This is a genomic window from Parapedobacter tibetensis (assembly GCF_024704835.1).
GTDB classification, from domain to species: domain Bacteria; phylum Bacteroidota; class Bacteroidia; order Sphingobacteriales; family Sphingobacteriaceae; genus Parapedobacter; species Parapedobacter tibetensis.
Genome location: NZ_JAMXBE010000002.1, coordinates 85,681 through 109,719, shown reverse-complemented (window position 1 = coordinate 109,719; position 24,039 = coordinate 85,681). Strand labels below are relative to the sequence as shown.

The 24,039-nt window shown below is 46.2% G+C and carries 18 protein-coding genes; 1 reads left to right on the top strand and 17 read right to left on the bottom strand.

Annotation, left to right across the window (positions count from 1 at the left end; genetic code table 11):
* Nucleotides 1–66: 66 nt before the first annotated feature.
* From NF543_RS03125 to NF543_RS03090, 8 genes are all read right to left on the bottom strand, one after another.
* Complete coding sequence (locus NF543_RS03125) at nucleotides 67–1,797, bottom strand: tetratricopeptide repeat protein (protein ID WP_257666644.1); 1,731 nt, start codon at nucleotides 1,795–1,797, stop codon at nucleotides 67–69.
* Between the two features lie 30 nt (nucleotides 1,798–1,827).
* Entirely contained in the window at nucleotides 1,828–2,736 is a 909-nt protein-coding gene (locus NF543_RS03120) for a PstS family phosphate ABC transporter substrate-binding protein (protein ID WP_257666643.1), read from the bottom strand.
* Between the two features lie 291 nt (nucleotides 2,737–3,027).
* Nucleotides 3,028–3,864 carry an energy transducer TonB gene (locus NF543_RS03115; protein ID WP_257666642.1) on the bottom strand — a complete coding sequence of 279 codons (837 nt, stop codon included), beginning with the start codon at nucleotides 3,862–3,864 and terminating at the stop codon, nucleotides 3,028–3,030.
* Nucleotides 3,865–3,886: 22 nt separating this feature from the next.
* Complete coding sequence (locus NF543_RS03110; RefSeq protein ID WP_257666641.1) at nucleotides 3,887–4,435, bottom strand: ExbD/TolR family protein; 549 nt, start codon at nucleotides 4,433–4,435, stop codon at nucleotides 3,887–3,889.
* 38 nt (nucleotides 4,436–4,473) lie between these two features.
* Nucleotides 4,474–5,100, bottom strand: coding sequence for an ExbD/TolR family protein (locus NF543_RS03105; protein WP_257666640.1), 627 nt, complete (start codon nucleotides 5,098–5,100; stop codon nucleotides 4,474–4,476).
* 81 nt (nucleotides 5,101–5,181) lie between these two features.
* A complete protein-coding gene (locus NF543_RS03100; protein WP_257666639.1) occupies nucleotides 5,182–6,012 on the bottom strand; it encodes a MotA/TolQ/ExbB proton channel family protein in 831 nt (276 codons plus the stop codon).
* Between the two features lie 447 nt (nucleotides 6,013–6,459).
* Complete coding sequence (locus tag NF543_RS03095; protein ID WP_257666638.1) at nucleotides 6,460–6,807, bottom strand: translation initiation factor; 348 nt, start codon at nucleotides 6,805–6,807, stop codon at nucleotides 6,460–6,462.
* A gap of 21 nt (nucleotides 6,808–6,828) precedes the next feature.
* Nucleotides 6,829–7,743: a diacylglycerol/lipid kinase family protein gene (locus NF543_RS03090; protein WP_257666637.1), complete on the bottom strand. Its 915-nt coding sequence runs from the start codon at nucleotides 7,741–7,743 to the stop codon at nucleotides 6,829–6,831.
* Between the two features lie 292 nt (nucleotides 7,744–8,035).
* Here NF543_RS03090 and metK point away from each other — a divergent pair, with 292 nt between their 5' ends.
* Complete coding sequence (metK, locus tag NF543_RS03085; RefSeq protein WP_257666636.1) at nucleotides 8,036–9,289, top strand: methionine adenosyltransferase; 1,254 nt, start codon at nucleotides 8,036–8,038, stop codon at nucleotides 9,287–9,289.
* 78 nt (nucleotides 9,290–9,367) lie between these two features.
* Here the strand turns inward: metK and fabD are convergent, their stop codons facing one another.
* From fabD to NF543_RS03040, 9 genes are all read right to left on the bottom strand, one after another.
* On the bottom strand, nucleotides 9,368–10,252 hold the full coding sequence (gene fabD / locus NF543_RS03080) for an ACP S-malonyltransferase (protein WP_257666635.1): 885 nt from the start codon (nucleotides 10,250–10,252) through the stop codon (nucleotides 9,368–9,370).
* 550 nt (nucleotides 10,253–10,802) lie between these two features.
* Nucleotides 10,803–11,576: an endonuclease/exonuclease/phosphatase family protein gene (locus tag NF543_RS03075; RefSeq protein WP_257666634.1), complete on the bottom strand. Its 774-nt coding sequence runs from the start codon at nucleotides 11,574–11,576 to the stop codon at nucleotides 10,803–10,805.
* A gap of 1 nt (nucleotide 11,577) precedes the next feature.
* Nucleotides 11,578–13,305 (bottom strand): RagB/SusD family nutrient uptake outer membrane protein, encoded by a 1,728-nt coding sequence (locus NF543_RS03070; RefSeq protein ID WP_257666633.1) that lies wholly within the window; start codon nucleotides 13,303–13,305, stop codon nucleotides 11,578–11,580.
* Nucleotides 13,306–13,323: 18 nt separating this feature from the next.
* Nucleotides 13,324–16,797: a TonB-dependent receptor gene (locus NF543_RS03065; protein ID WP_257957426.1), complete on the bottom strand. Its 3,474-nt coding sequence runs from the start codon at nucleotides 16,795–16,797 to the stop codon at nucleotides 13,324–13,326.
* Between the two features lie 239 nt (nucleotides 16,798–17,036).
* On the bottom strand, nucleotides 17,037–18,197 hold the full coding sequence (locus tag NF543_RS03060; RefSeq protein WP_257666631.1) for a FecR family protein: 1,161 nt from the start codon (nucleotides 18,195–18,197) through the stop codon (nucleotides 17,037–17,039).
* Between the two features lie 125 nt (nucleotides 18,198–18,322).
* Nucleotides 18,323–18,874: an RNA polymerase sigma-70 factor gene (locus NF543_RS03055; protein ID WP_257666630.1), complete on the bottom strand. Its 552-nt coding sequence runs from the start codon at nucleotides 18,872–18,874 to the stop codon at nucleotides 18,323–18,325.
* A gap of 150 nt (nucleotides 18,875–19,024) precedes the next feature.
* Nucleotides 19,025–20,251: a M16 family metallopeptidase gene (locus tag NF543_RS03050; protein WP_257666629.1), complete on the bottom strand. Its 1,227-nt coding sequence runs from the start codon at nucleotides 20,249–20,251 to the stop codon at nucleotides 19,025–19,027.
* A gap of 82 nt (nucleotides 20,252–20,333) precedes the next feature.
* Nucleotides 20,334–23,150 (bottom strand): TonB-dependent receptor, encoded by a 2,817-nt coding sequence (locus NF543_RS03045; protein ID WP_257666628.1) that lies wholly within the window; start codon nucleotides 23,148–23,150, stop codon nucleotides 20,334–20,336.
* A gap of 22 nt (nucleotides 23,151–23,172) precedes the next feature.
* The gene (locus tag NF543_RS03040; RefSeq protein ID WP_257666627.1) at nucleotides 23,173–23,982 is read right to left on the bottom strand and encodes a DOMON domain-containing protein; all 810 of its coding nucleotides are present in this window, start codon (nucleotides 23,980–23,982) and stop codon (nucleotides 23,173–23,175) included.
* Between the last annotated feature and the right edge of the window lie 57 nt (nucleotides 23,983–24,039).

Genomic DNA, 24,039 nt, shown 5'->3' with positions numbered 1-24,039 from the left:
AGCTAAAAAATAAAGCGCTAATTCGAAAATTAGCGCTTTAAAAACATTCTTAAGAAGTTAAACCGATCACTGCTGTCCTGTAGTATCCGGCGAAGCAGCCGTCTCTTGCTCTAAGTATCGCAAAGTACTTTTAGCCCAAGTATTTTCAGGATCCAGTTTCAAAACCTCACTGATTAACTCCCTACCTTTTTGGTACTCGCCCCGCTTCACGCTTACTACCGCAATGGTGCTATAGGCATCAACCAATCTAACCTTGTTCTTCTGAACTTCCGCGTCACCTTTTTCCTTCACCATTTCGATATATTTCAGGAAATAGGGCTCTGCCGACCCCTTTGGATTCTCGGGGTCGTCCAATAAGTTGCTCACATTGCCACGGAAGAGGTAAGCATCCTGCGTAGTAGGTGCTTTGTCAATCACCACACCGAAGGCGGTATCAGCTTGGTGCAATAATGCAAGTTCCTCTTCACCACGCTCGGCTACAGGCGTGGTAGCTACCGCATAGTATAAGGAATACCCCAAGAAGAAATTATCATAAATGAAATTCCTCGATGTCGGTGTCGATGCGGCTATTTCAAACACTTTCGATGCATTAATGAACTTCTTGCCGGTGAAGAGTTCCAAACCTACATCATGCAAGTCATCCGCTATCGATGAATCCGCTGCCACGGCTTTCTTCAATTGAGCTATTCCCTCATTAAAAAGTGCTTCATTCGTATCGCCATTACTCGCAAGCTTTAAGTCAGCCATTCCAAGGTGCAAGTAATCGAGCTGAATGATCCGCTCGGGCTCCATACGAGTAAACATTCTATCCAGTGCCTCTTTACTTTCCTGATACTGTTCTTTTTCATAAGCAGAATATCCCAAATAACGCAATATTTTTGGATTAACATCCTCCAATTGGGCCAATTCAGCGGCCTGTACCTGCAATTCGTCATAATCTTTGGCATATACCAAGAAGTCGGCATAGCGGATACGTGAATCTACCGAGTAGTCCGTCTTATCCATGTATTGCTTGTAATACTCCACCGCTTCCTTATTACGTGCGTTGTAGTCCTCGATATCCGTAGCCGTACGCGCCCAACCATGGTAGGTTTCGGCTAGCTCACGGTAGGTAGGTGCATAGTCGGGCACCTCGGAGGCTATCTTCTTCAATCCGTCAATAGCTTCTTGCCATGCGTGAGAGCCCCTAGTGATCACTTGCATTTGGACGCGTGCACGAGTAAGTGTGTTGTCCAATGTCGAAGCATCCCGGTAATTTTTATAGGCCATGCTAGCATTCTTCAGCCCAAAATAAGCGTCACCCAGCGCCAGTGGAATCAATGGATCCTTTTGGTTTTTTTCTTTTGCCTGATTCAAATACTCAACTGCTTTCTGATAATTGGGTGTTTCAGCGTCAATATTCGCACGACCAATATGATACAATTCCAAGTAATCCCTACGTTTTAGTCTTTCCGTAGCTTCCGAAAACTTGGCACTTGCAGCGCTTTCATTCCCTTTATACAATTCTACAATACCTTGTCCTACTATATTTAACTTGTTTTTGGAATCTGCGACTAATCCTTGGTCAAATATGGCCAAAGCCGAATCCAAGTGTTCATTGTGCAAATACACAAGCCCCAAATAAAAATAATTGTCGCCTTCCTTGGATTGGTTCTTGACAAGTGTCTCCAACATCCCCTTAGCCTTGGCAAACTGCTCCGCATCCATTGCCTTCTTCGCATCGTCCAAACTTTGCGCCCGCACTCCGGTAATCATAAAAGCAAGGGATATACCCCATATCATTGCTTTCTTCATCATTTTCATCTTATTTAGTGTTTAATATTTATACTACCTGATAATAATCTCTCTTGGTGGCAAACTGTCAGGCATCAACCCTGATTTCAATATAATCCGTTGGCCTGATATACCCGACAAAAATGCTGCAAACCCCATGCCTAAACCGCGACGTGGTTCCGCATTTAAGATGTAAACAGAACGCGATAACGGGTAATACCCTTCTGCCAGGTTTGATTGGGAAGGTTTATAATAACCATCACCTCCCGGTTTCCCTTCCTGATTTTTTACCGCCAAGACTTTCACTCCTTCTACGTACTTCTGTAAACTGCTATCGGGCCTCACAATCCAATTAATTCCCAGTACGCCTATAGACTGGGGTGTTTCATATACATGCTTCAACACTTCACTGTTGGATTTCAATGCATATATTCCTGTACTAGGTAATGAATCCACTCCAGCCAGCTCCTTCAAGAAACGGACAGTACTTGAATTAGGATTGTCAAACACGAGCCGATTCAAACGATCGGAGGATGGTTTACCTTGCATCATGCCGATAAGATCATCCACCGTCAATGTCGAGTCGGGATTATTTTTGTTGACAATCAACGCTACGGCATCCGTAGCAAACTTATTCACCCGTGGCTGGAATTGCCTAGCCTCAAAGAACTTTTTCTCTTCATCCGTCAACAGCCTTGTCAAAACAGCAACTTCAGACGAATTATTTAAAAGCTTGGTAATGATTTGGTTTTCAGGACCATCCAACAAGAACACATCCGCTTGCTTATACAGGTGTTCAAAAACGGCGACCTGCTCTTCCATGATAGGCAGTAAGCTTTCGTCTACCAATACCTCCAGCTGCCCACTCACTATGGTCTTGCTTTCTTTGGGTGATCTGCTATTGCAAGACCACAGAAAAACTAAAGAACCAAAAATGATTGGTAATAATAGTAATTTTTTCATACTTATGGAAAAAAAACATCACATTGGCAAAAATTCCTGTCGTTATCCATCATCACCTATTCTGCCACAGCCGTACAAAACGAAAAAAAGAATATACTATCAACAATCCCCCAAACAACACCCGATAAGTGTACTCCAATCGAAGCGGAAAATCCTTCCAAAAGATAATCGTCACTCCTAACGCAAAATAAAACCCGAACATGAATAGCCCCAAAACGGACAGAAACCGCTTAGTTGGCGATTTCTGTCTTCTGTACTGCGGGCCATTACTATTGCTATGGTGATCTTGTGTCAATTTTGAAGATTAAGCTTTATAGGTAGCGTGTAAGCCACCCGTACAGGTCTTCCATTCTGAATACCGGGGCTCCATTTTGGTGCTTTCTGAAGCAACTTCAATGCGGCATCACCGGTACCGTACTTTAAGTCTCTTGTCACTTTCAAATCCGTCAGGCTTCCATCCCTTTCTACCACGAAAGAAATTTGCACTTGCCCGTTCACCCCCGCATCCATTGCTGCCTGCGGATACTGGTAATTTTTGGACACCCAATCCATAAAAGCCTTCATTCCCCCAGGCGGTTCGGGGTTTATCTCCACCGACTGGAAAATGTGATCACTTCCTCCACTTTCCGTCACTTCAGCATCAATTTTTCCCTCGCCAACAGGCAAATCAATGCGTATCTCAGCATTCGGATCACCTTCAATGGTTTTAGATCCGGGGTCAGCAAGCTTCAGCTGCTCTACCGTAGGCGGTTCCTCGTCTTGCACTTGCTCGGCTGGAACAACTTTCGGTTCGGGCATCCGAACCTGGTCTACCCGCGGTGGTGGTGGCTCCACAGGAGGGGGAGGAGGAGGTTCCTCCTCGTTTACCGGAGGCGGTTCAGAAAGCGTCACTTCCGTCTCTAAAATCCGCTCGGTAACCTCTCCTTGTCCGGAATCCAAACCAATCCAGCGCGCAATCGCTGGCGCCAGCAATAGCAACAAAAAGGCTATTGTGGCCACCACAAGCCCGATGTTAGTGGCTTTGGGCGACAGCTTACGGAGGTCATAAGCCCCGTACTCTTTGTTTCGTCCCTCGAACACCACATCAAGCCATTCTTTCTTAAAAATATCTAATTTAGAACCAAGCATAATTTATTGTTTTATGTGGTGATTAATCATTATACAGGCCATCGCGTTCCAACACCTCTATTTCTGCCTCACTGATTGTCCCAATCATATATATTGGAGCTTTCACGATGTTCATCTCATCGAGAATATCTACCAGGTTACGATGGGTTGATTTATCGCTGGGTCGCAATACGATAATCAAGTCCTGACCAGTTTTTTGGCGTATTTCCTCCTGTTTCTTTAACAATACCGGACGAATACCATCCTTGCCGAAATCCACGATTTCAGGACCTTCAATGGGATTGCTAAACTCACCTAAATACCACTCAATCTTATTATTGGATCCAAGCAATAAAGTCATTGTCCGTGTATCGGCAACTTCCAGCCTATCTTCTGGATCTTCTTCGTTTTTATCCGGCATGGCTACATCCATTGCATTGGGCTTATTGAGTGATGTGGTCAGCATGAAGAATGTAATCAGCAAGAATGCCAAATCCACCATCGCAGTGAGATCGACCCTGCCGCCTGCTTTCTTGCTTCTAACCTTACCACCGCCTTTACCGCCACCGCCATCTTGATTTAATTCTGCCATTGCATTAAAATCTTAGTTTGTTAAACAATCCTTCTTCACTAGAAATCTTCATTCCTCAAGCTTGTAATCAAGCTAAACTTGTTCAGTTTCTGGCTTTGGAGGATATCGATTACGTTCTTAATCGCTGGATATTTCTCTGCTGCATCACCCTTGATGGAAACGCGCATATCTACATTCTGAAGCTCCTTTGTGGCCACCCGTGCCGAATAAATCCAATGATATAGCTCATTGGTTATGGCATCGGTTGTATCTGCCGGTATCCCCGGCTGCAACCCCGGAGTCACGCGGTCGTTTCCATCCATTGCAATAATCTGCTTCAGGTTGCCCATCGGTACACCGAAAGACTCGATCAAAGAAAACCGTTCTTTTTCCTCCTGGCTAAACGGGGTCGAATACTTCTCCGACATCAGCTCAAGCATCCGACTCCTGGTCTCACGGCCTTTTACACCAAAAAACAATTTTCCGTCATCGCCCACGATTATCATTGCAAGGTTGTCATCGGGCACCTTCGTTTGGGTTGTAGATGCCGGAGTATCCACCTGAAGTGGCTCCGGCTGACGTGCTGTAGCCGTCAATATAAAAAATGTAAGCAGCAGGAAAGATACATCGCACATGGCGGTCATATCTATTGTCGTACTGGTTCTTTTAACTTTTACCCTAGGCATAACGGTAATTTTAATTCACTAACTTTATTGATAAGATGCAACTTCACCCCAGATTCCATAACCTGGGTTGAAGTTTTATTCCTATTTGTGGCTCGCAGCATAGGTTTGTATGATGGAGAAACCTGCTTCATCAATGGAATAGGTCAACGTATCAATTTTCGAAGTGAAAATGTTATAAAATATAATCGCAACCGTGGAAGTACCAATCCCCGTAGCCGTATTTACCAACGCTTCGGAAATACCATTTGCCAACATTGCTGAATCAGGAGAACCACCTGTGGCCAAAGCCGCAAACGCCCTGATCATACCGGTTACCGTACCTAATAGTCCGGTCAATGTACCAATGGATACCAAGGTAGCTATAACGGTAAGATTCTTTTCCAACATCGGCATCTCCAATGCGGTGGCTTCTTCAATTTCCTTTTGGATAGCAACTGTTGCCTGTTCCGTGTCAAGGTCAGGATTGGCAGAAACATCCTTATACTTAAGCAGTCCAGACTTGATTACGTTTGCTACTGAGCCTTTTTGCTTGTCACACTCCACAATTGCTGAATCAATATTCCCGCCGCCAATGAGTGACTGAACCTTGCGAACAAAATTGCCTACGTTGCCTTTACCTGAAGCTCTGCCGATTACGATAAAGCGTTCGATAGCAAATACCCACACCATCAGGAATTCGCCTAATAAGACTGGAACCACAAAACCTGCGTGGTAGACCATGCCGAAGTAATTACCAGGCTTCGGTTGGTTTTCTGGATTGTTGTCAATAAAATTGTTTGGATCTCCCATGATGTACTTCCAAACCAAAGCGCCGATGACTAAACAGAAAATAATTGATAGGCTTGCAAAAATATTCGAACCTGTGCTGCCCTTTTCTTGTTTTGTTGTACTTGTTTTTGGTGCGTTTGCCATTTTTCTCAGTTTTTAGATTTTAATGTTGTTGAATATGATATTTAATGTAATTTGTGCAAATTAATCCATTGTTAACCACCGTATATGGTTAAAGCAAATATAGCGTTTTAAACTAAAAACAAAATCCTTGTCAATAATTGTTCGTAAAATCTTAAGCTTTACATAAGGGGTGCGCAGCAGCAGCATCAACACACCCTAAACAAACATTGCTTCTGTAATCTGGAAGCAATTTTTTTACAATGAAAACTATTTTTTTTTGTAATTGCAAATTAATCCTTCAAATAAATATGGTTTTAGCTGGGCTTAAATGGCATTCCTACATTTATAGAAATTTGAAACAATTCATTGCACAAATCGTAAATCATTATTTATCAAATATTTAATATACTCTTTTACGCTATACTTCGCTTAATATAATTTAATTGTTACCTCTTAAACCTTCACCTATCATCCACCCGATATTTTCACGCGATACCCAGCATCTATTAAAATTTGTAAAATACGTTGCCTGAAATCGCCTTGGATGAGGATCATCTCATCTTTAACACTGCCTCCCACGCCACATTTTTGCTTAAGTTGCTTACCCAAAGCACTTAAATCCGCCGGCGTACCGGTGAATCCCTTTACTAAGGTCACTACCTTCCCTCCACGCATTTTCTTATCCAACATCACCCGAAGGTCTTGCCGGCTATTAGGTAATGTTCCTACTTGACCGGCGTCCTCATCCGATTGATATTCAAATGTTTCATTTGTAGAATATACAATACCACTATACTTCTGCCTTTTCTTCGTCATAATTTACCTTACATTCCATCATCAACACAGGATCTTCAATGTACTTGGATTCACCGCGATATCAAGCACTGTGCCCATTTCTTTTGGTTCACCATCCACGTGCACTGCATCTGCCGTTTGCCGTTCAATATGGATTTGCTTGCCCGGGATGATTTCCACATATTCAGATTGGTCGGCCGTCTTGTTGAACAAGTGAAACAACATCATTGGAAATATATATAACGGGAATTTATGGATGATGCATACGTCTAATATTCCATCCGTTATGGAAGCCTGTGGTGCAACATAGGCATTATTCCCATATTGTGGTGAATTAGCCACACTAATCATAAATGCTTCTCGTTTGAAAGTCTTCCCATCAATGTCTAACGTATACTGCTTGGGCTTATAGGTACTGATTTCGCTCAACACAGCCTTCAGATAACCGATCGCTCCCCTAATGTTGTCATTGGCAAATCGATCACTTACCGATGCATCGAATCCTATACCCGCCATATTGAAAAACAAATGGCCATTTATCGTGCCACTATCAATGGTTATCGGTTCAAACCGGTTCAACCTGCGGACTGCGGCACGTTCATTAAGTGGAATACCCAAATACAACGCCAACCCATTGCCGGATCCCTCAGGCACGATTCCTAATACGGTATCGGTACCATTCAATGCAGAAGCGATTTCATTGATTGTACCATCACCACCCACCGCCACCACCACATCTATAGCTGCTGCAACCGCTTGCACGCCCAACTCATAGGCATGATTAGCATATCGTGTATGGACAAACTCTGCTGTGTACGTAGTCGCATCGAGGTCTTCACTGACCCGCTTTTCAAAGCCTTTCTTCTTCTTACCTCCCGATATCGGATTGATAACAAATAGAATGCGCTTCCTTTTTTCCATATAGTTGGCCACAAATGTACCTGCAAAATACAACATTCTTTAATAAGCAAAATTATTTAATGAAAATTTAATATGGTCACATCACCCTTCGCTCTCCATTTATCGTATAGGTATATTTGCATATAAAGGCAAGTTTATCTAAGTTTGCAGCGTGAATTGTGGATTGATTTGCGTATGGCGGTGTCGTAGACCGCTTAGGATTGCAACCACGGTAAAAAAGTGCTAAAACCTACCTTATTGTTTGTTTTGCACCATAACTTCCCCATCGCAATTAACCATTCACGGTAATTTTTATAACTTCTATTATAATACTGATTTACAATTAGTTATGCCTTATTTATTTACCTCAGAATCGGTTTCGGAAGGACATCCAGACAAGATAGCCGATCAAATTTCTGATTCCCTCATTGACCATTTCCTCGCTTGGGATCCCGACGCGCGCGTGGCCATCGAGACCTTAGTAACCACTGGGCAAGTGGTCTTGGCCGGCGAAGTGAAGTCCAATATATACCTCGACGTGCAGAAAATCACCCGCTCCGTAATTGAACGTATTGGATACACCAAATCCGAGTACATGTTTGAAGCCAATTCTTGTGGGGTATTGTCAGCAATACATGAGCAATCACCTGATATAAACCAAGGCGTAGATCGCAAAGAAAAGCAGGAACAGGGTGCCGGAGACCAAGGTATGATGTTTGGATACGCCAGCAATGAGACTGAAAACCTGATGCCTTTAGCGCTCGACCTTTCGCACCGGCTGCTATATGAGCTAGCTGCGCTACGCCGTGCGAACAAGGAAATCACGTATTTAAGGCCAGATGCCAAGGCTCAGGTAACCCTCGAATATAGTGATGACCATAAACCTATCCGCATCGATGCCATTGTGATATCTACCCAGCATGACGAGTTTGATTCGGAAACAGCTATGCTTGAACAAATTAAATCAGACATCATTCATGTTTTAATTCCACGGGTAAAATCACAGTTGAAGCCGGAGTTGCAACAGCTTTTCACAGATGACATCAAATACCATATTAACCCTACGGGTAAGTTCGTCATCGGCGGACCACATGGCGACACCGGATTGACTGGAAGGAAAATCATCGTAGACACTTATGGTGGCAAAGGGGGCCACGGCGGAGGAGCCTTTTCAGGCAAGGACCCATCGAAAGTAGACCGTTCCGCTGCTTATGCCACCAGGCACATCGCCAAGAACTTGGTGGCCGCTGGTGTGGCAGACGAACTACTGGTACAGGTATCCTATGCAATCGGCGTGAAAGACCCCATCGGTATTTATGTAAATACTTATGGCTCTGCCAAGGTGGGGCTCACCGATGGTCAAATCGCCAGTAAAATCCATGAACTGTTTGATATGACACCTTACGGCATCGAAACCCGGCTCAAGCTACGTAGCCCCATTTATTCGGAAACGGCTGCCTATGGGCATATGGGGCGCGAGCCACGTATCGTTACCAAGACATTTGAAAGCAGCAATGGTGAAACTACCACCCAAGAGGTAGAACTATTCACTTGGGAAAAGCTGGATTATGTGGATAAGGTGAAGGCTGCTTTTGGGTTATAACAAGGTAGCTACAAACCTCATAGGTTTACGTTCGGGCAATCAGTGCGGGCGAAACCTATGAGGTTTTAATTTATTCTTTTATAAGGAAGCTGCTTCAGTTTCCGCTTGCCGGTTTATTTTTTTCACCAATCCTTGCAGCACATTCCCCGGCCCTATCTCGGTGAATGACGTCGCTCCGTCCTCAATCATGTGCAATACGGTTTGTGTCCAGCGTACAGGTCCAGTAAGTTGTTCAATGAGGTTGTGCTTTATTGCCACTGGATTCGTGTACGCCTTGGCATCGATGTTTTGGTAAACCGCGCATATCGGTTCTCGGATTTCCACAGCTTCTATTGCAGCCTGCAGCTCCACTTTCGCCGACTCCATCAATGGCGAATGGAATGCACCACCTACATTGAGTTTCAATGCCCGTTTCGCCCCTGCTTCCACTAACAATTCACAAGCCTTGTCCACACCGGCGATACTACCCGAAATAACCAATTGGCCAGGGCAATTGTAATTTGCAGGGACGACCACATCGCTTACCCGTTGACATATATCTTCCACCGCAAAATCATCCAACCCCAAGATGGCAGCCATGGCAGATGGTTGAATTTCCGTGGCTTTCTGCATAGCGTTGGCACGGGCAGCTACTAACCTCAATCCATCTTCAAAATTCAATGCACCGGCCGCAGTCAATGCCGAAAATTCTCCCAAGGAATGTCCTGCAACCATTTGAGGGTCAAAAGTCTTGCCTAATGCCTTGGCCAAAATCACAGAATGCAAGAAAATGGCTGGTTGGGTCACGTTAGTTTGTTTCAAGTGCTCTTCCGTGCCGCCAAACATCACATCCGTGATCCGAAAACCCAAGATCTCATTGGCTTGCTCAAACAAAAACTTTGTCTCATCGCTATGGTTGTATAGGTCTTGTCCCATACCCACAAATTGGGCACCCTGTCCGGGGAATATATATGCTTTTTTCATCTGTATATAATTTGTTTTTAAAAGGCGATGAAGCTATCAGATTTTTCACAAGTGTTTGCTAAATGGGTGTTCAAGAGCTCGCAAGCTCGGTTTATTCATCCCACTGTGTGGTCTGAAAAATCATGATGGTTTCATTAGAATAATTATTAATGCTTTGTCTGCTTTCTTTGGTATTAATGAATGCTTCGCAGTTTGCTTTTTAATGACAATGAAGCTTGCATGAATTATTTTTCACTTTCTATTTGTTTTCAGCGGCGTTCAAGAAATCGCTTCGCTAAGTTTATGTCTTTTTGTGAATGGCAATTCATGCAGGTTTCATATCGTTGTTCAGTTAATTCAATACAGGTTCGCTATTTTGGATGTCTGCAAAGATATCATTTAGGCAGTTAAAATATCAATCCATAGGGAAAAAACATCTGTTTTATCGTTTGCTCATCTGCCGCTGAATTGCAGCACAATCACTGAGACCGATAAAGACAGACAATTACGAGTAACGACAGGTTTTATAGCTGAAACTTAAGCAAAAGAATCTACCGGAGGCAGCCTCCGGTTATTCATGCAGCTCCACGAGAGCACCTAACGGTAAATGATCCGACAATTGCACCGGATAAGTGACCGCCTCAATACTCTTCCATCTTTCTTTCGGATAGCCAAAAATATAATCGATTTTATATAGGGGGTTATTCGCGGGAACAGTGAATTCCGTATTGTCCAGCGGTCTCCATGAGGCCATACCATGGGCTATTTCTTCGTAATGTGGACGGGCGTTGAAATCACCACACAATATCACCGGATGTGCTCTAGACGTTAGCACTTCATTCAATTTCTCCACTTGAGCCTGCCGAACTTGGTTATTGACATAGTCCAAATGCGTGCTGGCAAATGTGAAATAGCGCCCTTCTCGGTATTCGATATCGGCCACCAGCACGGCTCGCTGTTCTTTCCCGTCCGCCGTCTTCGGCAGATAAATCCGCTCGACTGAAGCCAACGGATATTTCGACAAAATGCCAATGCCATAATATCCGCCGGCATAAGGGATGGTTTTGCCAAAGGCAGTCAGCATCCCTGTCCGAAAGCCCAGCTCGGTAATGAAATCCTTCCCATGTTGTTCCGGGGTACGGCCACGGTAGGTGCGGCAATCCACCTCTTGCAGGGCCACCACATCGGGATCCTGCGCCTTGATGAACCCGGCCAGCTCCTCCAGGGAGGCGAGTTCACCAAAACGCAGGTTATAACATAGGACTTTTAGCCGAACAGGGGGCGCGGTCTGTGCCACCGCTGCCCCTGAGAAGAAAAAAATGAAAATGAAAAGAAAATTGCGCATATTACCACCCCGGATTTTGTCCCAGTGCCGGATTTTTTTCGCGCTCGGCGTTGGGTACAGGCCACAAATAGTGCTTATTAGGATCAAAATGGTCAAGCCCTCCCTCGGCAACCGATTTTTGATAAATAATATCCCCAAACTCATCGACACCATTACCCGGGAACGGGCTTGCACCCAAATCGTTAAGGCAGACCGTCAGGCTTGGGCCGACCATCGCTTTACCCAACATGATTTCCCCCTCTCTCCATCGTAAGATATCAAAATACCGCATACCATCCATGGACAGTTCTACCCGGCGCTCCCGGTGAAGTTCTGTTTTCAGGTCCATGCCCCAAGCATCCAACTCGGTGAGCAGCATCGGGTGCATATCCACCCGCGCCCTGAGCTGGTTTACCGTCATGTCTATCTGCGCCTGAGTCAGTGTTTCTCCCTGTATATTGAACAATGCTTCCGCATAGATGAGCAGTATTTCAGCGTACCGTATCACATTGAGATTATTATGATCACGGTTTGTGGCGCCGGCCAGCTCGGGGGTATTGTACTTTTTGAAATAAAATCCGGTCAGCCCATTTGCCCCCAACCGGTTGTTGTTTTGCAATACAGCAAACCGTGGTAGCTGAAAAACCGGATTCGTGACATCCACATCCGCGTCGCCGTCATCCCGCCCCGGCCATTCGTCTCCGGGCGTATAGAGTGTCATCGACATCCGGGGGTCTCTTTCCGTGAAATAATCGGAATAGTGTTGTTCTGGGTACGTATATAGATCAGAAACCTCGACGTCCGTCCGATCGTAATATTCCAATCCTGTTTTTGCCGGTTTGCCATCGGTACATAAGAAGGCATCTACCAGCCGCTTGGAAGGATTTATCCGGATATAGTCTACACCCGTACAGGTATAGTTGGTCATATTGTGCATCCGGATGTCATCGACGTACAGGCTATAGATAATCGCCTCCCTGTTGCCGGGATTTACCTCGGCATTGCCCTCCAGGTGATATAATGCCCCGTAATCGGGATACAGTGCGTGCGGGCTGTTGTCCATGATCTCTTTCGCCGTGGCGGCGGCAACTTCCCATAACTCATTCTGCAACGCGATCCGGGCTTTTACTGCAAGGGCTCCCCAACGATTGATCCGGCCAACATTTTCCCCGGTTGCGATGTCCGGGCCCAACTTACTTGCGGCCCAGTCCAAGTCGTCTAAGACGAACTGGATAACCTCGCTTCTTGGGTTACGGGGACCATAGGCTTCGGAAGAGTTAATTACCTCCGTAACCAATGGTACGTCGCCCCAATATGAAGTCAGCCAGAAATACTGCAATGCCCGGATTACCCTCACCTCCGCTGCATAAGCATCCTTGATATCCTGATCGATTTCTGCCGCGTCATAATGGTCGAGAAAATTGTTGCATACGAATATATTCTGGTAACAATACCCCCAAATAGAAGTAAAAGGAAAACCGTCCAACGCCGTATGCCTCCCGCCCGGAATGGAGACCAAACCACTGCTCAACGCTCCCCACACCACATCGTTTCCAAAGATATTCGGATTCATGATCAAATCATACCGCAGTCCTTCATAACACGGATACAGTGCTGCTTTTAACTGATATTCGGTTTTCCAATAGGTTGCATGGGTGGCCGTGTCCAACGGATACCGGTCAAGAAAGCTGTCGTTACAACCGCAGACGAGCAGCACGACCATTAAAGTTATATACTTAAAACGATTCATTGTTATGAGATTTAAATGTTAAAAACCGACCTGAACTCCGAATACAAATGTCTTCATTTGAGGATAAGCATCCCCAGACGTTTCCCTCACTTCCGGGTCGAAGCCACCGAAATAGTTCGTGATCGTAAACAGGTTTTCGGCAGACAGGTATACTTTCAACCGGTTCGCTCCAACCTTCTCCGCGAAGCGTACCGGAAGCCTATATCCTACCTGTACATTCTTTAGCCGGAGATAAGAAGCATTTTCGAGCCAATAATCCGAAAAGACGATGTTGTGGTTCGGCTGGTAGTACATCCGGGGATAGGAAGCCCCAACGTTGTCTGGTGTCCAGCGATCCATGTGAGCCGTTTTGGGAATGGAATAGTCATTGGTAAAGGCATGACGGGCTTCTTCACTTAAATAGCCGTTCACCTTTCCCACCCCTTGGAAATAGAGCGCAAGATCGAAATTGTTCCATTCCAAGAATGTCCGTAGCGAATACGAATACCGAGGGTACGGATCCCCAAAAACCACCTTGTCGTAATTATCGATGATCCCGTCGGCTATACCGTCGGGTCCGCTAACGTCACGGTAAATGATGTCTCCCGGCTGAATGACATCACCATAGGCGCTGATTAAGGCAAAATTAGGGTTTGTATACCGCCCGGTCACATCGTTGTATGCGCCGAAATCGGCAATTTGGGCCAAGCCATTGGTCAAATAGCCGTAATAGCCATTAATAGGATCGCCAACACGTCTGATATTATTTCCCAACGAAGGAACACTATTTCCTAAATCGGTAATCTTGTTCTTGGCATCCCATACATTAGCTGTCAACCCATAGCGGATGGCGCCTACCTGGTCTTGCCAGCCAACGCTCAGCTCCCAGCCCCTATTTTCGATGGAACCGATGTTCTCAAAGGGAAGGTTAGCGGCGGTGGTGATGCCAATGACCGTTGGGTAGATTGGTCTGAGCAACGCATTCATGTTGTTTTTTTCAAACCAATCGAATGATAGGTCCAGCCGGTCGCGGAATAGCCGGAGGTCTATCCCGAGGTTGAGCATTCTGATGCTCTCCCACTGAATGTTTTCATTGGCCAACGCATTCTGTATGAAGCCTACGTTTTCACGATTGCCAATCGGATAAGCCCTAGCCTGATGCACAATTTCGGTCAAGTAAGGATAATAGGTGTTGCTGATGTTTTGATTTCCGAGCTCGCCCCAGGAAGCCCTCAGCTTTCCGAAGCTCAGCACCGACTTGGAGAACGCCATGAAGTTTTCTTGCGAAAAATTCCATCCTGCAGAAAAAGAAGGAAATAGCCCCCATCTGTTTGCCTTGGCAAATCGGGATGTCCCATCATACCGCACATTCGCTTCGAATAAGTATTTATTGTCAAAACTATAATTCAGTCGACCAAAATAAGAGCGTAGGGCCCAGTGATCGGCCATGCCACTATTGACCACATTTTCGGTTCCCGCATTGATTTCTTCCACACCTTCTAGCAACACGTTCTGACGGGACGCCGAAAGCAGCGGCTGATATGCCCATTCCTGAGAGAATCCACCCAGGAGTTTCAGCTCATGCTTTGCCAGTTGCTTTTCGTAATTCAAGGTGCTCACAAACGTTTGGGTCAAGATGCTTCGTTGCGTTTCAGCTATGGTATTCACCGCGTTATCATTTGCAGCATGGGGCGTACCATTGGCCGAGAATCGAGGCATCGTCGGGCTCCAGTCTTTCACACTACTGGCGTAATAATTGTAAGCGTATTGTGCGTTGGCATACATGCCGTCGATCAGGTCGAGCGTTGCATTGAAATTACCGTTGAATGTTCTTGAAGAGTTCTTGGTATATCCCGATTCATGGGCCACACGTACCGGATTGCCCACCGATCCATACGACCAATAGGGTGAATCCTCCCAACCACCGCCATCCGTGGGTACCTGCCACCAAACGGGGAGCAGCGGAGAGATCCGCTGCACCAAACGAAAGACTCCGCCTGTCCCGGAACCTCCAGCGTCTTGCCTAGAATAATCAATGAAACTCAGGTTCCCATCCAGCCGAAGACGGTCGGAGATGGCTGTATTTAACCGTAGCCGTACATTGTGCCGTGTAGAAGCGTACGGATCACCCACTACCAGCCCAGTCTGATCAAGGAGTCCATAAGACATGTAATACGACGTTTGTCCAGCGCCACCATTGACATCGAAATTATGGCCCTGTTGTGTTGAATAAGCCTTGAAGGTCTCGTCTACCCAATCCGTGTTTGCGTAGTCATTAGGGAAATCCCCGGAGTCGTATCTCGCAAATGCCTCATCCGAATACGGGATGGCCACCCCCCGGGCACTACGGGCTTCATTTTCGAGCATCATGTATTCCCGTCCATTCACCAATTCAGGCATCGATATCGGGGTTTGAACGCCAAAATAGCCGGAGTAGTTTAGTGCGGTCTTACCTTCACTTTTGCCCTTTTTGGTGGTGATCAGAATAACCCCGTTCGCGGCCCTGGCACCATAAATGGCCGACGACGCGGCGTCCTTCAACACGGTCACCCGCTCAATGTCGCTTGGATTGATCAGATTGATATCCCCACCCGCTACGCCGTCGATCAGAATTAGCGGTTCGGTCTGACTGTTGATGGTACTCACTCCCCTTATCAGGATACTCGTATTCGGACTGCCCGGCTGCCCAGACGAGGAGGTGATGGTGACGCCCGGAAGTAAACCCTGAAGTCCGGTACTCGCCGCTGCCACCGGTCGGTTATCCAGTACACTTCCCTGAATTTCTGAGACAGCACCGGTAAGGTTGATCTTTTTCTGTGTCCCGTAGCCCACCACGACCACTTCGTCCATATCGGTAATGCCCTCCCTCAACCGGACGACGATTTGGGTGCGTCCTCGGATGGGGACTTCTTCCGTCAGGTAGCCGATGAGGGATACTTCCAGGATCTGGTCGCTCTCCGCGTTAATCGTAAAGTTTCCCTCCGTATCCGCTGAAGTAGCCCTTCCGGTTTCCTTCACACGTACCGTCGCTCCCGCCAAAGAAGTGCCTGTTTCGTCTATGACACGGCCCTTGACCGTAACTTGCGCTTCCTTGTTATGACGTTCAGAAAATAGATTTCCATTTTGTTGCGTGGGAACACCATCCTTATTTTTAATCAGAATGGTTTTGTCTTCAATGGTGTACGTCAGCACCTGTTCCTGTAGGCAATACGTCAATACCTCCTCCAGCGGCGCATCATTAAAATCAACCCGGACGGATTGACTGTTGTCCAGCTTATCCATGGCATATACCACATCATAGCCCGTCTGCCGGGTAATCTCCCTGAACATTTTTTTCAAGGTGACCTTATCCGCTGAATAGGTGACACGCTGTCCATAACTGGCAGCGCTTACCTGGATCATCGATATCGTAAGCAAAATCGTTGTCAGGTTCATCCACATGATTATCTTTTTTAGGACCGGATGGTTGGCCGAATGTGGGCATGAAAATTTATCCGTATAAATTTTATACATTTGTTTATCTGCTCGTTTGGCGGTGTCCCTTTGTTTCCAGCGCTGATACACCACCGAGATTAGTTAATATTCATTAATTATTCCTACCCACATTGTGGGCTACCATGGCAGAGCTAAGGGATTCCGGATTACTTCCGGGATCCTTTTTGATTGCTTCCGACCGGCGGGTTTAAGGTGGTTGTTCGTATTTCATGACATGATTATGATTTAAATTATTCCGTTAATTAGTTAATTAATTATTACCGTTTATCTGATTTCATACGCACAAGAATCCTAGACGTTTTCCCCTGAATCATCTCAAACTGAACGTCACCAGTAATCTCCAGCTTCGAGAGTACTTTTGACATGTTATCGAACCGCGACATGGTGCCCCCAAACCTAATATTCTTGGCTTGAGGGGCTTTATACTCCACTTCAACATTATACCAGCGGGCTACCCTTTTCAGGATGCTTTCCAGCGATTCCTCGTCAAAGGCAAACTTGCCCTCTTTCCAAGCGATAGCGTCAGCGGGGTCAACGACGTCCTCCACCTGGATGACCTCATGCTGTATATTCGCCTGTTGACCGGGTTCTAGCTGGCGCGAAACCTGGGATTCGGAGAGGGAGACTCGCACCGCTCCTTCCAGCAGGGTTGTTTTGCTAACCTCCTCGTCCGGATACGCATTGATATTGAAATGTGTACCCAAAACCTCCACTTGCTGACCTGCTGTTTCCACGATAAAAGGCTGTGCCGTGTCGTGGGTCACTTCAAAATACGCTTCACCAGTCAGCTCCACCCGGCGTTCGCCTTCCCCAAAGGCGGCGGGGTACGTAATGGAGGAAGCGGCATTCAGCCATACACCAGTCCCGTCGGGCAAGGTCAACCGGTACTGCCCGCCCCGCGGTGTGCTTAGGGTATAAAGATCGGACGGCAACACCCCTTCTCCCGATGGAAGCACGGCAACAGCGGTATTATCATCGTAAGTCACTTCGTTGCGATGGAAAATAACCCCTTCTTGATGCTCGCTCAGTTCAATCTGGCGGCCATCGGCAAGAACAAGGGTGGCCTTGTTTCCACCGGGGCCTACATCCCCTGCGATCCAATCTTCCTGCACCTCCGGTTTTATATGGCCCACATAAAAATACAGTGTCGATCCGGCCAGAAACACGAGTGCCGCCGCTGCCGCCACTCGTGGCCATCGCCAAATCAAGGGTTTCGGTTTCCTCTTTTTGCCCGCTGTGGCCTCCGAGACCTGTTCCCAAAGGGAAACCTTGAGCCGGTCGGACGGCGCATCCGTTGGCAGCAACTGGTTCCTGAACTGATCCAGATAAAACCGCTCTACGAGCGCCCTTTCCTCCTCTGTACACGCGTTTCGAAGGTATTTATCAATTAATTCCTTAGCTCTTTCCTGGTCGTTCATCACCTCATGGTTAATGCTCTTAGTGATATGACACGGCTGGGGCGCTATGGATGTAGCACCAATCGTCTTTTTATATTAGTTAATTTAAGGGAGATTTTTAACGGTGGATGGTAGAGCGTGGATAGCTATTTGTCGAGCAGCTGTGCACGGAGAACCTGCAACGCATTACTAACCTGCCTTTTTACCGTTTTTTCGGAAATATGAAGCCGCTCAGCGATCTGCCGATGGCTCAAGTATTCTTTCCGGCTCAACTCAAATACCTGCCGCATCCTTTCGGGAAGCGACTGGACCACTTCCTCGATGACTTCCAACAGTTCCTTTTCATACAGCTGATCGAGGGTCTCATGCGCATATTCTTCGATATACATAGCAAACAAGCCCGTATAATCTGTCCTGACTTTATTATCCCGAATTAGGTTTAGCACCTTATTCCGCACAGCGACAAACAGATAGGAAGAAAGATTATCATGGACATTCAGGATGGCTGATTTCTTCCACAAGCCGATAAAAACCTCTTGAACAACGTCTTTGGCGGACATTTCGTCTTGAAGCATCCGTTGCGCATGGATGTATAAAATACCCCAATACCGGTCAAAAATTTCCGCAAACGCCTCTTCATTGCGCACTTTGAGTAAAGTGACCAGTTGAATATCCGTATACTCCTTATATTCAGACATAAATTAAGGCTAACTGGACGAATTTCGTGTATTTACGCCTTAAAACCAAAGAAGGTAGGTTATTAAATTATTAAAAGACACACCCGACTTTTCGGTGAATCCAAATGGTCATAATAGGTATTGCGTAAATAACGTCTCATTCAATACATATTATTCCGGCATGAAGCTCAGTGACGAAAGATTGTTGTCGTCAAAGATCTCGTTGGCAATCTGAAGTAGGAGACTCCCTTCAACAGCGCTGATCTTGGCAAAGACCTCTTCCAAGGTTTGTACTTCGTTATAATCCAGCAAGCTCTTGGCCAGCGTGATAATAAGGTTAAGGCGGTTTTCTTCACCTAATGCGATTTGGCCGATAAACTTCTGCTTGGCCTGATACAATTGCAATACGCCAAGCTTCTGCTCACGCAATTTTTTCAGCTCTCGGTGCACAAGTTTCAGTGCCCTATCCATTTTTTCCTCATCTGTACCAAAGTAAATATGGAAAAGCCCGGTATCCGAGTAGGGGGTGTAGTTAGACTCCACGGTGTACGCTATGCCGTGTTTTTCACGCACAACCAAATTGAGTCGTGAACTCATCCCCATTCCCCCAAGCAGGTTATTAAGCAGCAATAATCCGGTCTTATTTTCATCATGGATGCTATACGCCTTGGCCCCCATTACATGATGTGTTTGGTTGATGGGTTTATGGTGGGTCAATCGTTGCGGTTTTATTTCCGTAGGCACCAGCCTTCTTCTAGGTGTATGATGATCAGGTATCCAGCCTAAGATTTTTTCGGCCATGACCCGAACTTTCTTCAAGGAATATTTTCCACTGATCCCGATGACAATCTCATGGGTGTTGTAGTTTTGTTGGATGAAATCGACAATGTCCGTTTTGGACAAGGCTTGCAAATCTGCGGCTGTCCCTAGGATATTATGCCCCAAGCCATGCCCTTCAAACACTTGATCTTCAAAATCATCCATGATAGATTCTTCGGGGCTATCTAGATATGACGCCATCTCATCCATAATTACGCCCTTTTCCTTTTCCATTTCATGCGCTGGAAAAACGGAATGAAAAAACAAATCCTCGAACAAATCCAGGGCTCGCGCTAAATAAGGTGATAGGAAAGAGGCATGAATGCAGGTATATTCCTTGGTAGTATAGGCATTCAAGTCGCCTCCAACGGATTCGAGGCGATTCAGAATCTGGTTAGTACTCCGCTTTTCGGTTTGCTTGAACAACAAATGCTCGATGAAATGTGCTAACCCATAGCGACCCTCCTGCTCGTCTCTAGCACCAGCATTGATAATCATGCATGCATGAGACACCGATGAAGCAACGGGATGCAGAACTATCCTGATGCCATTAGGTAGATGAACAAGCCCATATTCCATAGCCGCGCAAGATAGCAAAAAAACCTAACAGGTTTTTGAAACCTGTTAGGTTTGAACTTCAAACTTAATGGGCTATTTAGAATCATCCACCACGCCGATATCCACCCGGGCCTCCAGGGCCGTCCATGCCCATGCTTCCACCGGCAAAGTTGGAGAAACGATAAGACAGCGTAAGCATGAAGTAGCGGGCTAACCGATTGCTGCGGCTATCTAAATACCCATTTTCGGTGACGTTACGCGACACATTGATTTGCTCATTGAGCAGGTCATAGGCTTGGAAGCGTATAGCCCCATTGCGCCCCTTGAAAAACTGCTTTTCGATGTATGTATTAATGATTACTGGGTTGGCATCTACGCCGCTGGTATAGCCAGTATTGCTGGTTTTGGCAAAGTCGCCACCCCATACCCACGTGGGTGTAATGTTGATTATACTATTCAAGGTCAGTGCCCAGGTAGACACGTCACTATTCGTGCGGGACGAAACAGTATTGGTCGTTGTATTATAGGTGTACCTTACCCCTGGCGTGATCTCGATGGTTTCTTTGGGATTGTATTGCAAGTTAAGGCCGGGTGAAAGCACCAGATTGCGAGCGATGTTTTCAATGGAACTTGTATAGGATACATTATTATTGTACGATGAAAATCCTGATAAAGAAACCACATATTTCCTATCGGAAAATGGCTTTGAAAAGTTGAAGAATCCACGCACGTTGTAAAAGCCATCGGCATTGAGGTATTCCGTGGCCTGCACGACACCAATGGAATCCACGTATTGAGTGCGGTTGGTCACGATACGGTCTTCCGTCATCGTACCCGAAAGCGAGGCGAATATTGAATTGCCTCCACTGACATTGAAGTTGCGGTAATTCAACCGGACTTCATGCGAAAACTCAGCGTTCAAGTTTGGGTTGCCCGTCACGGGTGCCGCTTGGTTAGTTGCATCCGTAAAAGGTTGCAGTTGCGAGAAACTCGGTTCGTTTGCGCGCCCGCTATAATTCAAATTCAGCGATTTGGAGCGTGAAAACTTATATTCCACCCGTGCTACCGGCACAAAGTTAAATCCATTACGGCTTATCGGAATGATGACACCATCCACATTGGCTTCTCCGCGCAACAGGTTGGGCTGGGCACTTGCACCTATGGAATAGTTCAATTTATCGGTGCGGTAGCGGTAGGTCAATCCTGCCCGATGCGTGGAAAATGTGTAGTCGAGATCACGGCTGAACGTCAGGCTTGGATCATTGATCAACCCTCCGTCAGCGTCATATGCATTGTTCGTTCTGGAATTATCATAAGTCGCGAAGTTATAATCATAATTGACTTCCAAATTGCTGTTTTTCCCCAGTGGTTCAATATACGACAACGAGGCCCCCCCATTGAGGTTTTTATTCCGCAGATCTACGATCGACCGTTGATAAATCTCTTCAGCCTCCTCCGCGGTTGCATACAATAGCGCATCCCGTATATTTTCCTGGTCTTGGTCGGTACTTGAAGAGTTTAGGGAAAAATTGACGAACACATTACGTCCCCGATCATTCAGTCTTCGATTATACAACCCACTGCCACCGAAATTAGGGGAATAGGATTTGTCGCTATTGAGATTGGTCTCCTCATTAATCAAATTTTCGTTCAATATATTATCCCTGAAAATCACATTATTACTATTGCCACTTCGGAGACTGAACGTCGGAGAAATCTTGATGTAATCTTTGTCATTGGGCTTGTACTCGATGTTGTAGTCAAATCGGTGGTCGTTTCCGATTGACCCATTATTAGTATTTCCATTTTTGATCAGCACGGTATCCCTGAAATCCTGAAAATCATAGGTGTTGCTCAATGTCGTATTATCATTGTGCCCATAGCTATAATTGCCGTACATGGTGAGTTTGTCATTCACATCCTGTCGGTAATTAAATCCAATGGAGCCGGTGTTAGTGAGCCCGTTGCTCCCGCCCCAGCCGCCGCCAAACCCGCGGCCGAAGCTTCCCCCTCCACCGCGGCCTCTGCGTGCGCCACCACCACGGATGTTGAAGTCAAATAGCGAGGCATTCGTATTATTGAGATTGCCCAGCGCAGACAGCTGCAGGCCATCTTTAAACATGCTGTACATTCCTGTCAATTGGTACCGTTCCTCCGTTCCACCGCCTACCCGATAATTTCCAAAATCTCCATTATTTCGGCTCGGTGCAATCTCGATGTTTAAAATCCTTTCCGGATCCCCCGTACGGTTACCAGTGATATTGGCCATGTCTCCATAGTCATCCACAATCTGAATTTTCTCGATGATTTCTGCGGGAAGGTTTTTGGTAGCCGTTTTCACATCACCCCCAAAAAAGTCCTTGCCATTAATCCGCACACGGGTCACCGTTTCGCCCTGCGCGGTCACATTGCCATCTTTGTCCACTTCCACCCCATCAAGCTTCTTGAGCGCATCCTCTACCAAAGCACCCTCACGCAGGCGCAAATCCTTGGTGCGGTATTCCAAGGTATCTTCCTTTACGGTAATGGCCGCCACCCCGGTAATGGAGACCTCTGCAAGCATCTGGCTTGATTCATTAAGGCTGATGGACATCATCAATTCGCTTTTGCCTGATTCAAAGGCATAGTTTTGCCGGAAGGTATCAAACCCCAAGCTGGTCACCGTAAGCACAAAACGTTCGCCCTTTATATTATTGAAGGAAAAAAGTCCGCCTCTGCCCGAGCTTGTCTGTACGGAATCGAGGTCAGATATCAGTTTGATGGACGCTCCCACGATAGCCTCCCCGCTTTGGTTATTCAGCGTACCCTGAACCCGTTTCTTAATTTGCGAAAACCCCGATAAACCGAGTGATAAAAATAAAGCAACCAATAGGCATGCTTTCGTGGTTTGTTTAAGACCTGATTGATTGAAAGTAGTCATTTAGTTATTTATAAAAAAATCTTTATTCTCTTGCCAAAGGAGCCTTTACCCATACGCCCGACTCCTCCCGGGGCTTTGATGGTGTTTGCTGCCCATAACCATAAGGATAACCGTAGCCATAGCCATAAGGGTATCCCCTACGCATGGTGCTGGCCGAACTGCCGCTCCCCGGCACCATTACCCCATTAATCTTCACATTGAAGGCCAGCTCATCCTGGTCGCTGATGGATACACCCAATCGCTCCAGCGGCACCACCATTTCTACACACATTGCATCGGTAGTATCTAATGTCGCTTGAGCATCGATACCATAGGTGTTTTCCAAGGAAATCTGTCCGTCAAGCACATCGTCAAACCGCATGACATAAATGGCGCGGATGGCTTTCAGTGCCCCTTTCCGCATGTCATCGGGGCGGTCATCGTTGTCGGCAGACATGATCGAACGGAGGGCCAATCGATCGGCAACAGGAAAATAAACCGTAGGACCCTCTCTTTTTTTGCCCCTGGTATTAACCATGAAGGCGAGCCCTTGCGCAAAAATTTGCATCTGCCGGTCTTTATCGTTCACTCGTACGGCCACATATAGGTTGTCGTCATCATTCTTGATGTGATATCGAAGGTTTTGGGTTGTATACTCGTAAATCAACGTATCGCCCCAGTCGTCAAGTTTGCCGTCAATAACAATGTCGGTAGCCCGATCCAACGATTGCTGTACGTTGCCTTTATTCCGCTGGGCGGAAACGGGATTCGTTACAGCAAACATCAAGACAATTATTGTAAGCGCTTTCAAAGCCATGGTTACTAACAAAATGTGTGATTTTGACACTAGCATAATTGATAAGTTTAATTGTATAAGAATTATTACATATAGGCATTTAAACTTTGATTA

What these genes read in the sequence shown, in the direction of transcription:
- NF543_RS03125 (WP_257666644.1), bottom strand. Translation starts at nt 1,797, where the DNA reads ATGATGAAGAAAGCAATGATATGGGGTATATCCCTTGCTTTTATGATT.
- NF543_RS03120 (WP_257666643.1), bottom strand. Translation starts at nt 2,736, where the DNA reads ATGAAAAAATTACTATTATTACCAATCATTTTTGGTTCTTTAGTTTTT.
- NF543_RS03115 (WP_257666642.1), bottom strand. Translation starts at nt 3,864, where the DNA reads ATGCTTGGTTCTAAATTAGATATTTTTAAGAAAGAATGGCTTGATGTG.
- NF543_RS03110 (WP_257666641.1), bottom strand. Translation starts at nt 4,435, where the DNA reads ATGGCAGAATTAAATCAAGATGGCGGTGGCGGTAAAGGCGGTGGTAAG.
- NF543_RS03105 (WP_257666640.1), bottom strand. Translation starts at nt 5,100, where the DNA reads ATGCCTAGGGTAAAAGTTAAAAGAACCAGTACGACAATAGATATGACC.
- NF543_RS03100 (WP_257666639.1), bottom strand. Translation starts at nt 6,012, where the DNA reads ATGGCAAACGCACCAAAAACAAGTACAACAAAACAAGAAAAGGGCAGC.
- NF543_RS03095 (WP_257666638.1), bottom strand. Translation starts at nt 6,807, where the DNA reads ATGACGAAGAAAAGGCAGAAGTATAGTGGTATTGTATATTCTACAAAT.
- NF543_RS03090 (WP_257666637.1), bottom strand. Translation starts at nt 7,743, where the DNA reads ATGTTGTATTTTGCAGGTACATTTGTGGCCAACTATATGGAAAAAAGG.
- metK (WP_257666636.1), top strand. Translation starts at nt 8,036, where the DNA reads ATGCCTTATTTATTTACCTCAGAATCGGTTTCGGAAGGACATCCAGAC.
- fabD (WP_257666635.1), bottom strand. Translation starts at nt 10,252, where the DNA reads ATGAAAAAAGCATATATATTCCCCGGACAGGGTGCCCAATTTGTGGGT.
- NF543_RS03075 (WP_257666634.1), bottom strand. Translation starts at nt 11,576, where the DNA reads ATGCGCAATTTTCTTTTCATTTTCATTTTTTTCTTCTCAGGGGCAGCG.
- NF543_RS03070 (WP_257666633.1), bottom strand. Translation starts at nt 13,305, where the DNA reads ATGAATCGTTTTAAGTATATAACTTTAATGGTCGTGCTGCTCGTCTGC.
- NF543_RS03065 (WP_257957426.1), bottom strand. Translation starts at nt 16,797, where the DNA reads ATGTATAAAATTTATACGGATAAATTTTCATGCCCACATTCGGCCAAC.
- NF543_RS03060 (WP_257666631.1), bottom strand. Translation starts at nt 18,197, where the DNA reads ATGAACGACCAGGAAAGAGCTAAGGAATTAATTGATAAATACCTTCGA.
- NF543_RS03055 (WP_257666630.1), bottom strand. Translation starts at nt 18,874, where the DNA reads ATGTCTGAATATAAGGAGTATACGGATATTCAACTGGTCACTTTACTC.
- NF543_RS03050 (WP_257666629.1), bottom strand. Translation starts at nt 20,251, where the DNA reads ATGGAATATGGGCTTGTTCATCTACCTAATGGCATCAGGATAGTTCTG.
- NF543_RS03045 (WP_257666628.1), bottom strand. Translation starts at nt 23,150, where the DNA reads ATGACTACTTTCAATCAATCAGGTCTTAAACAAACCACGAAAGCATGC.
- NF543_RS03040 (WP_257666627.1), bottom strand. Translation starts at nt 23,982, where the DNA reads ATGCTAGTGTCAAAATCACACATTTTGTTAGTAACCATGGCTTTGAAA.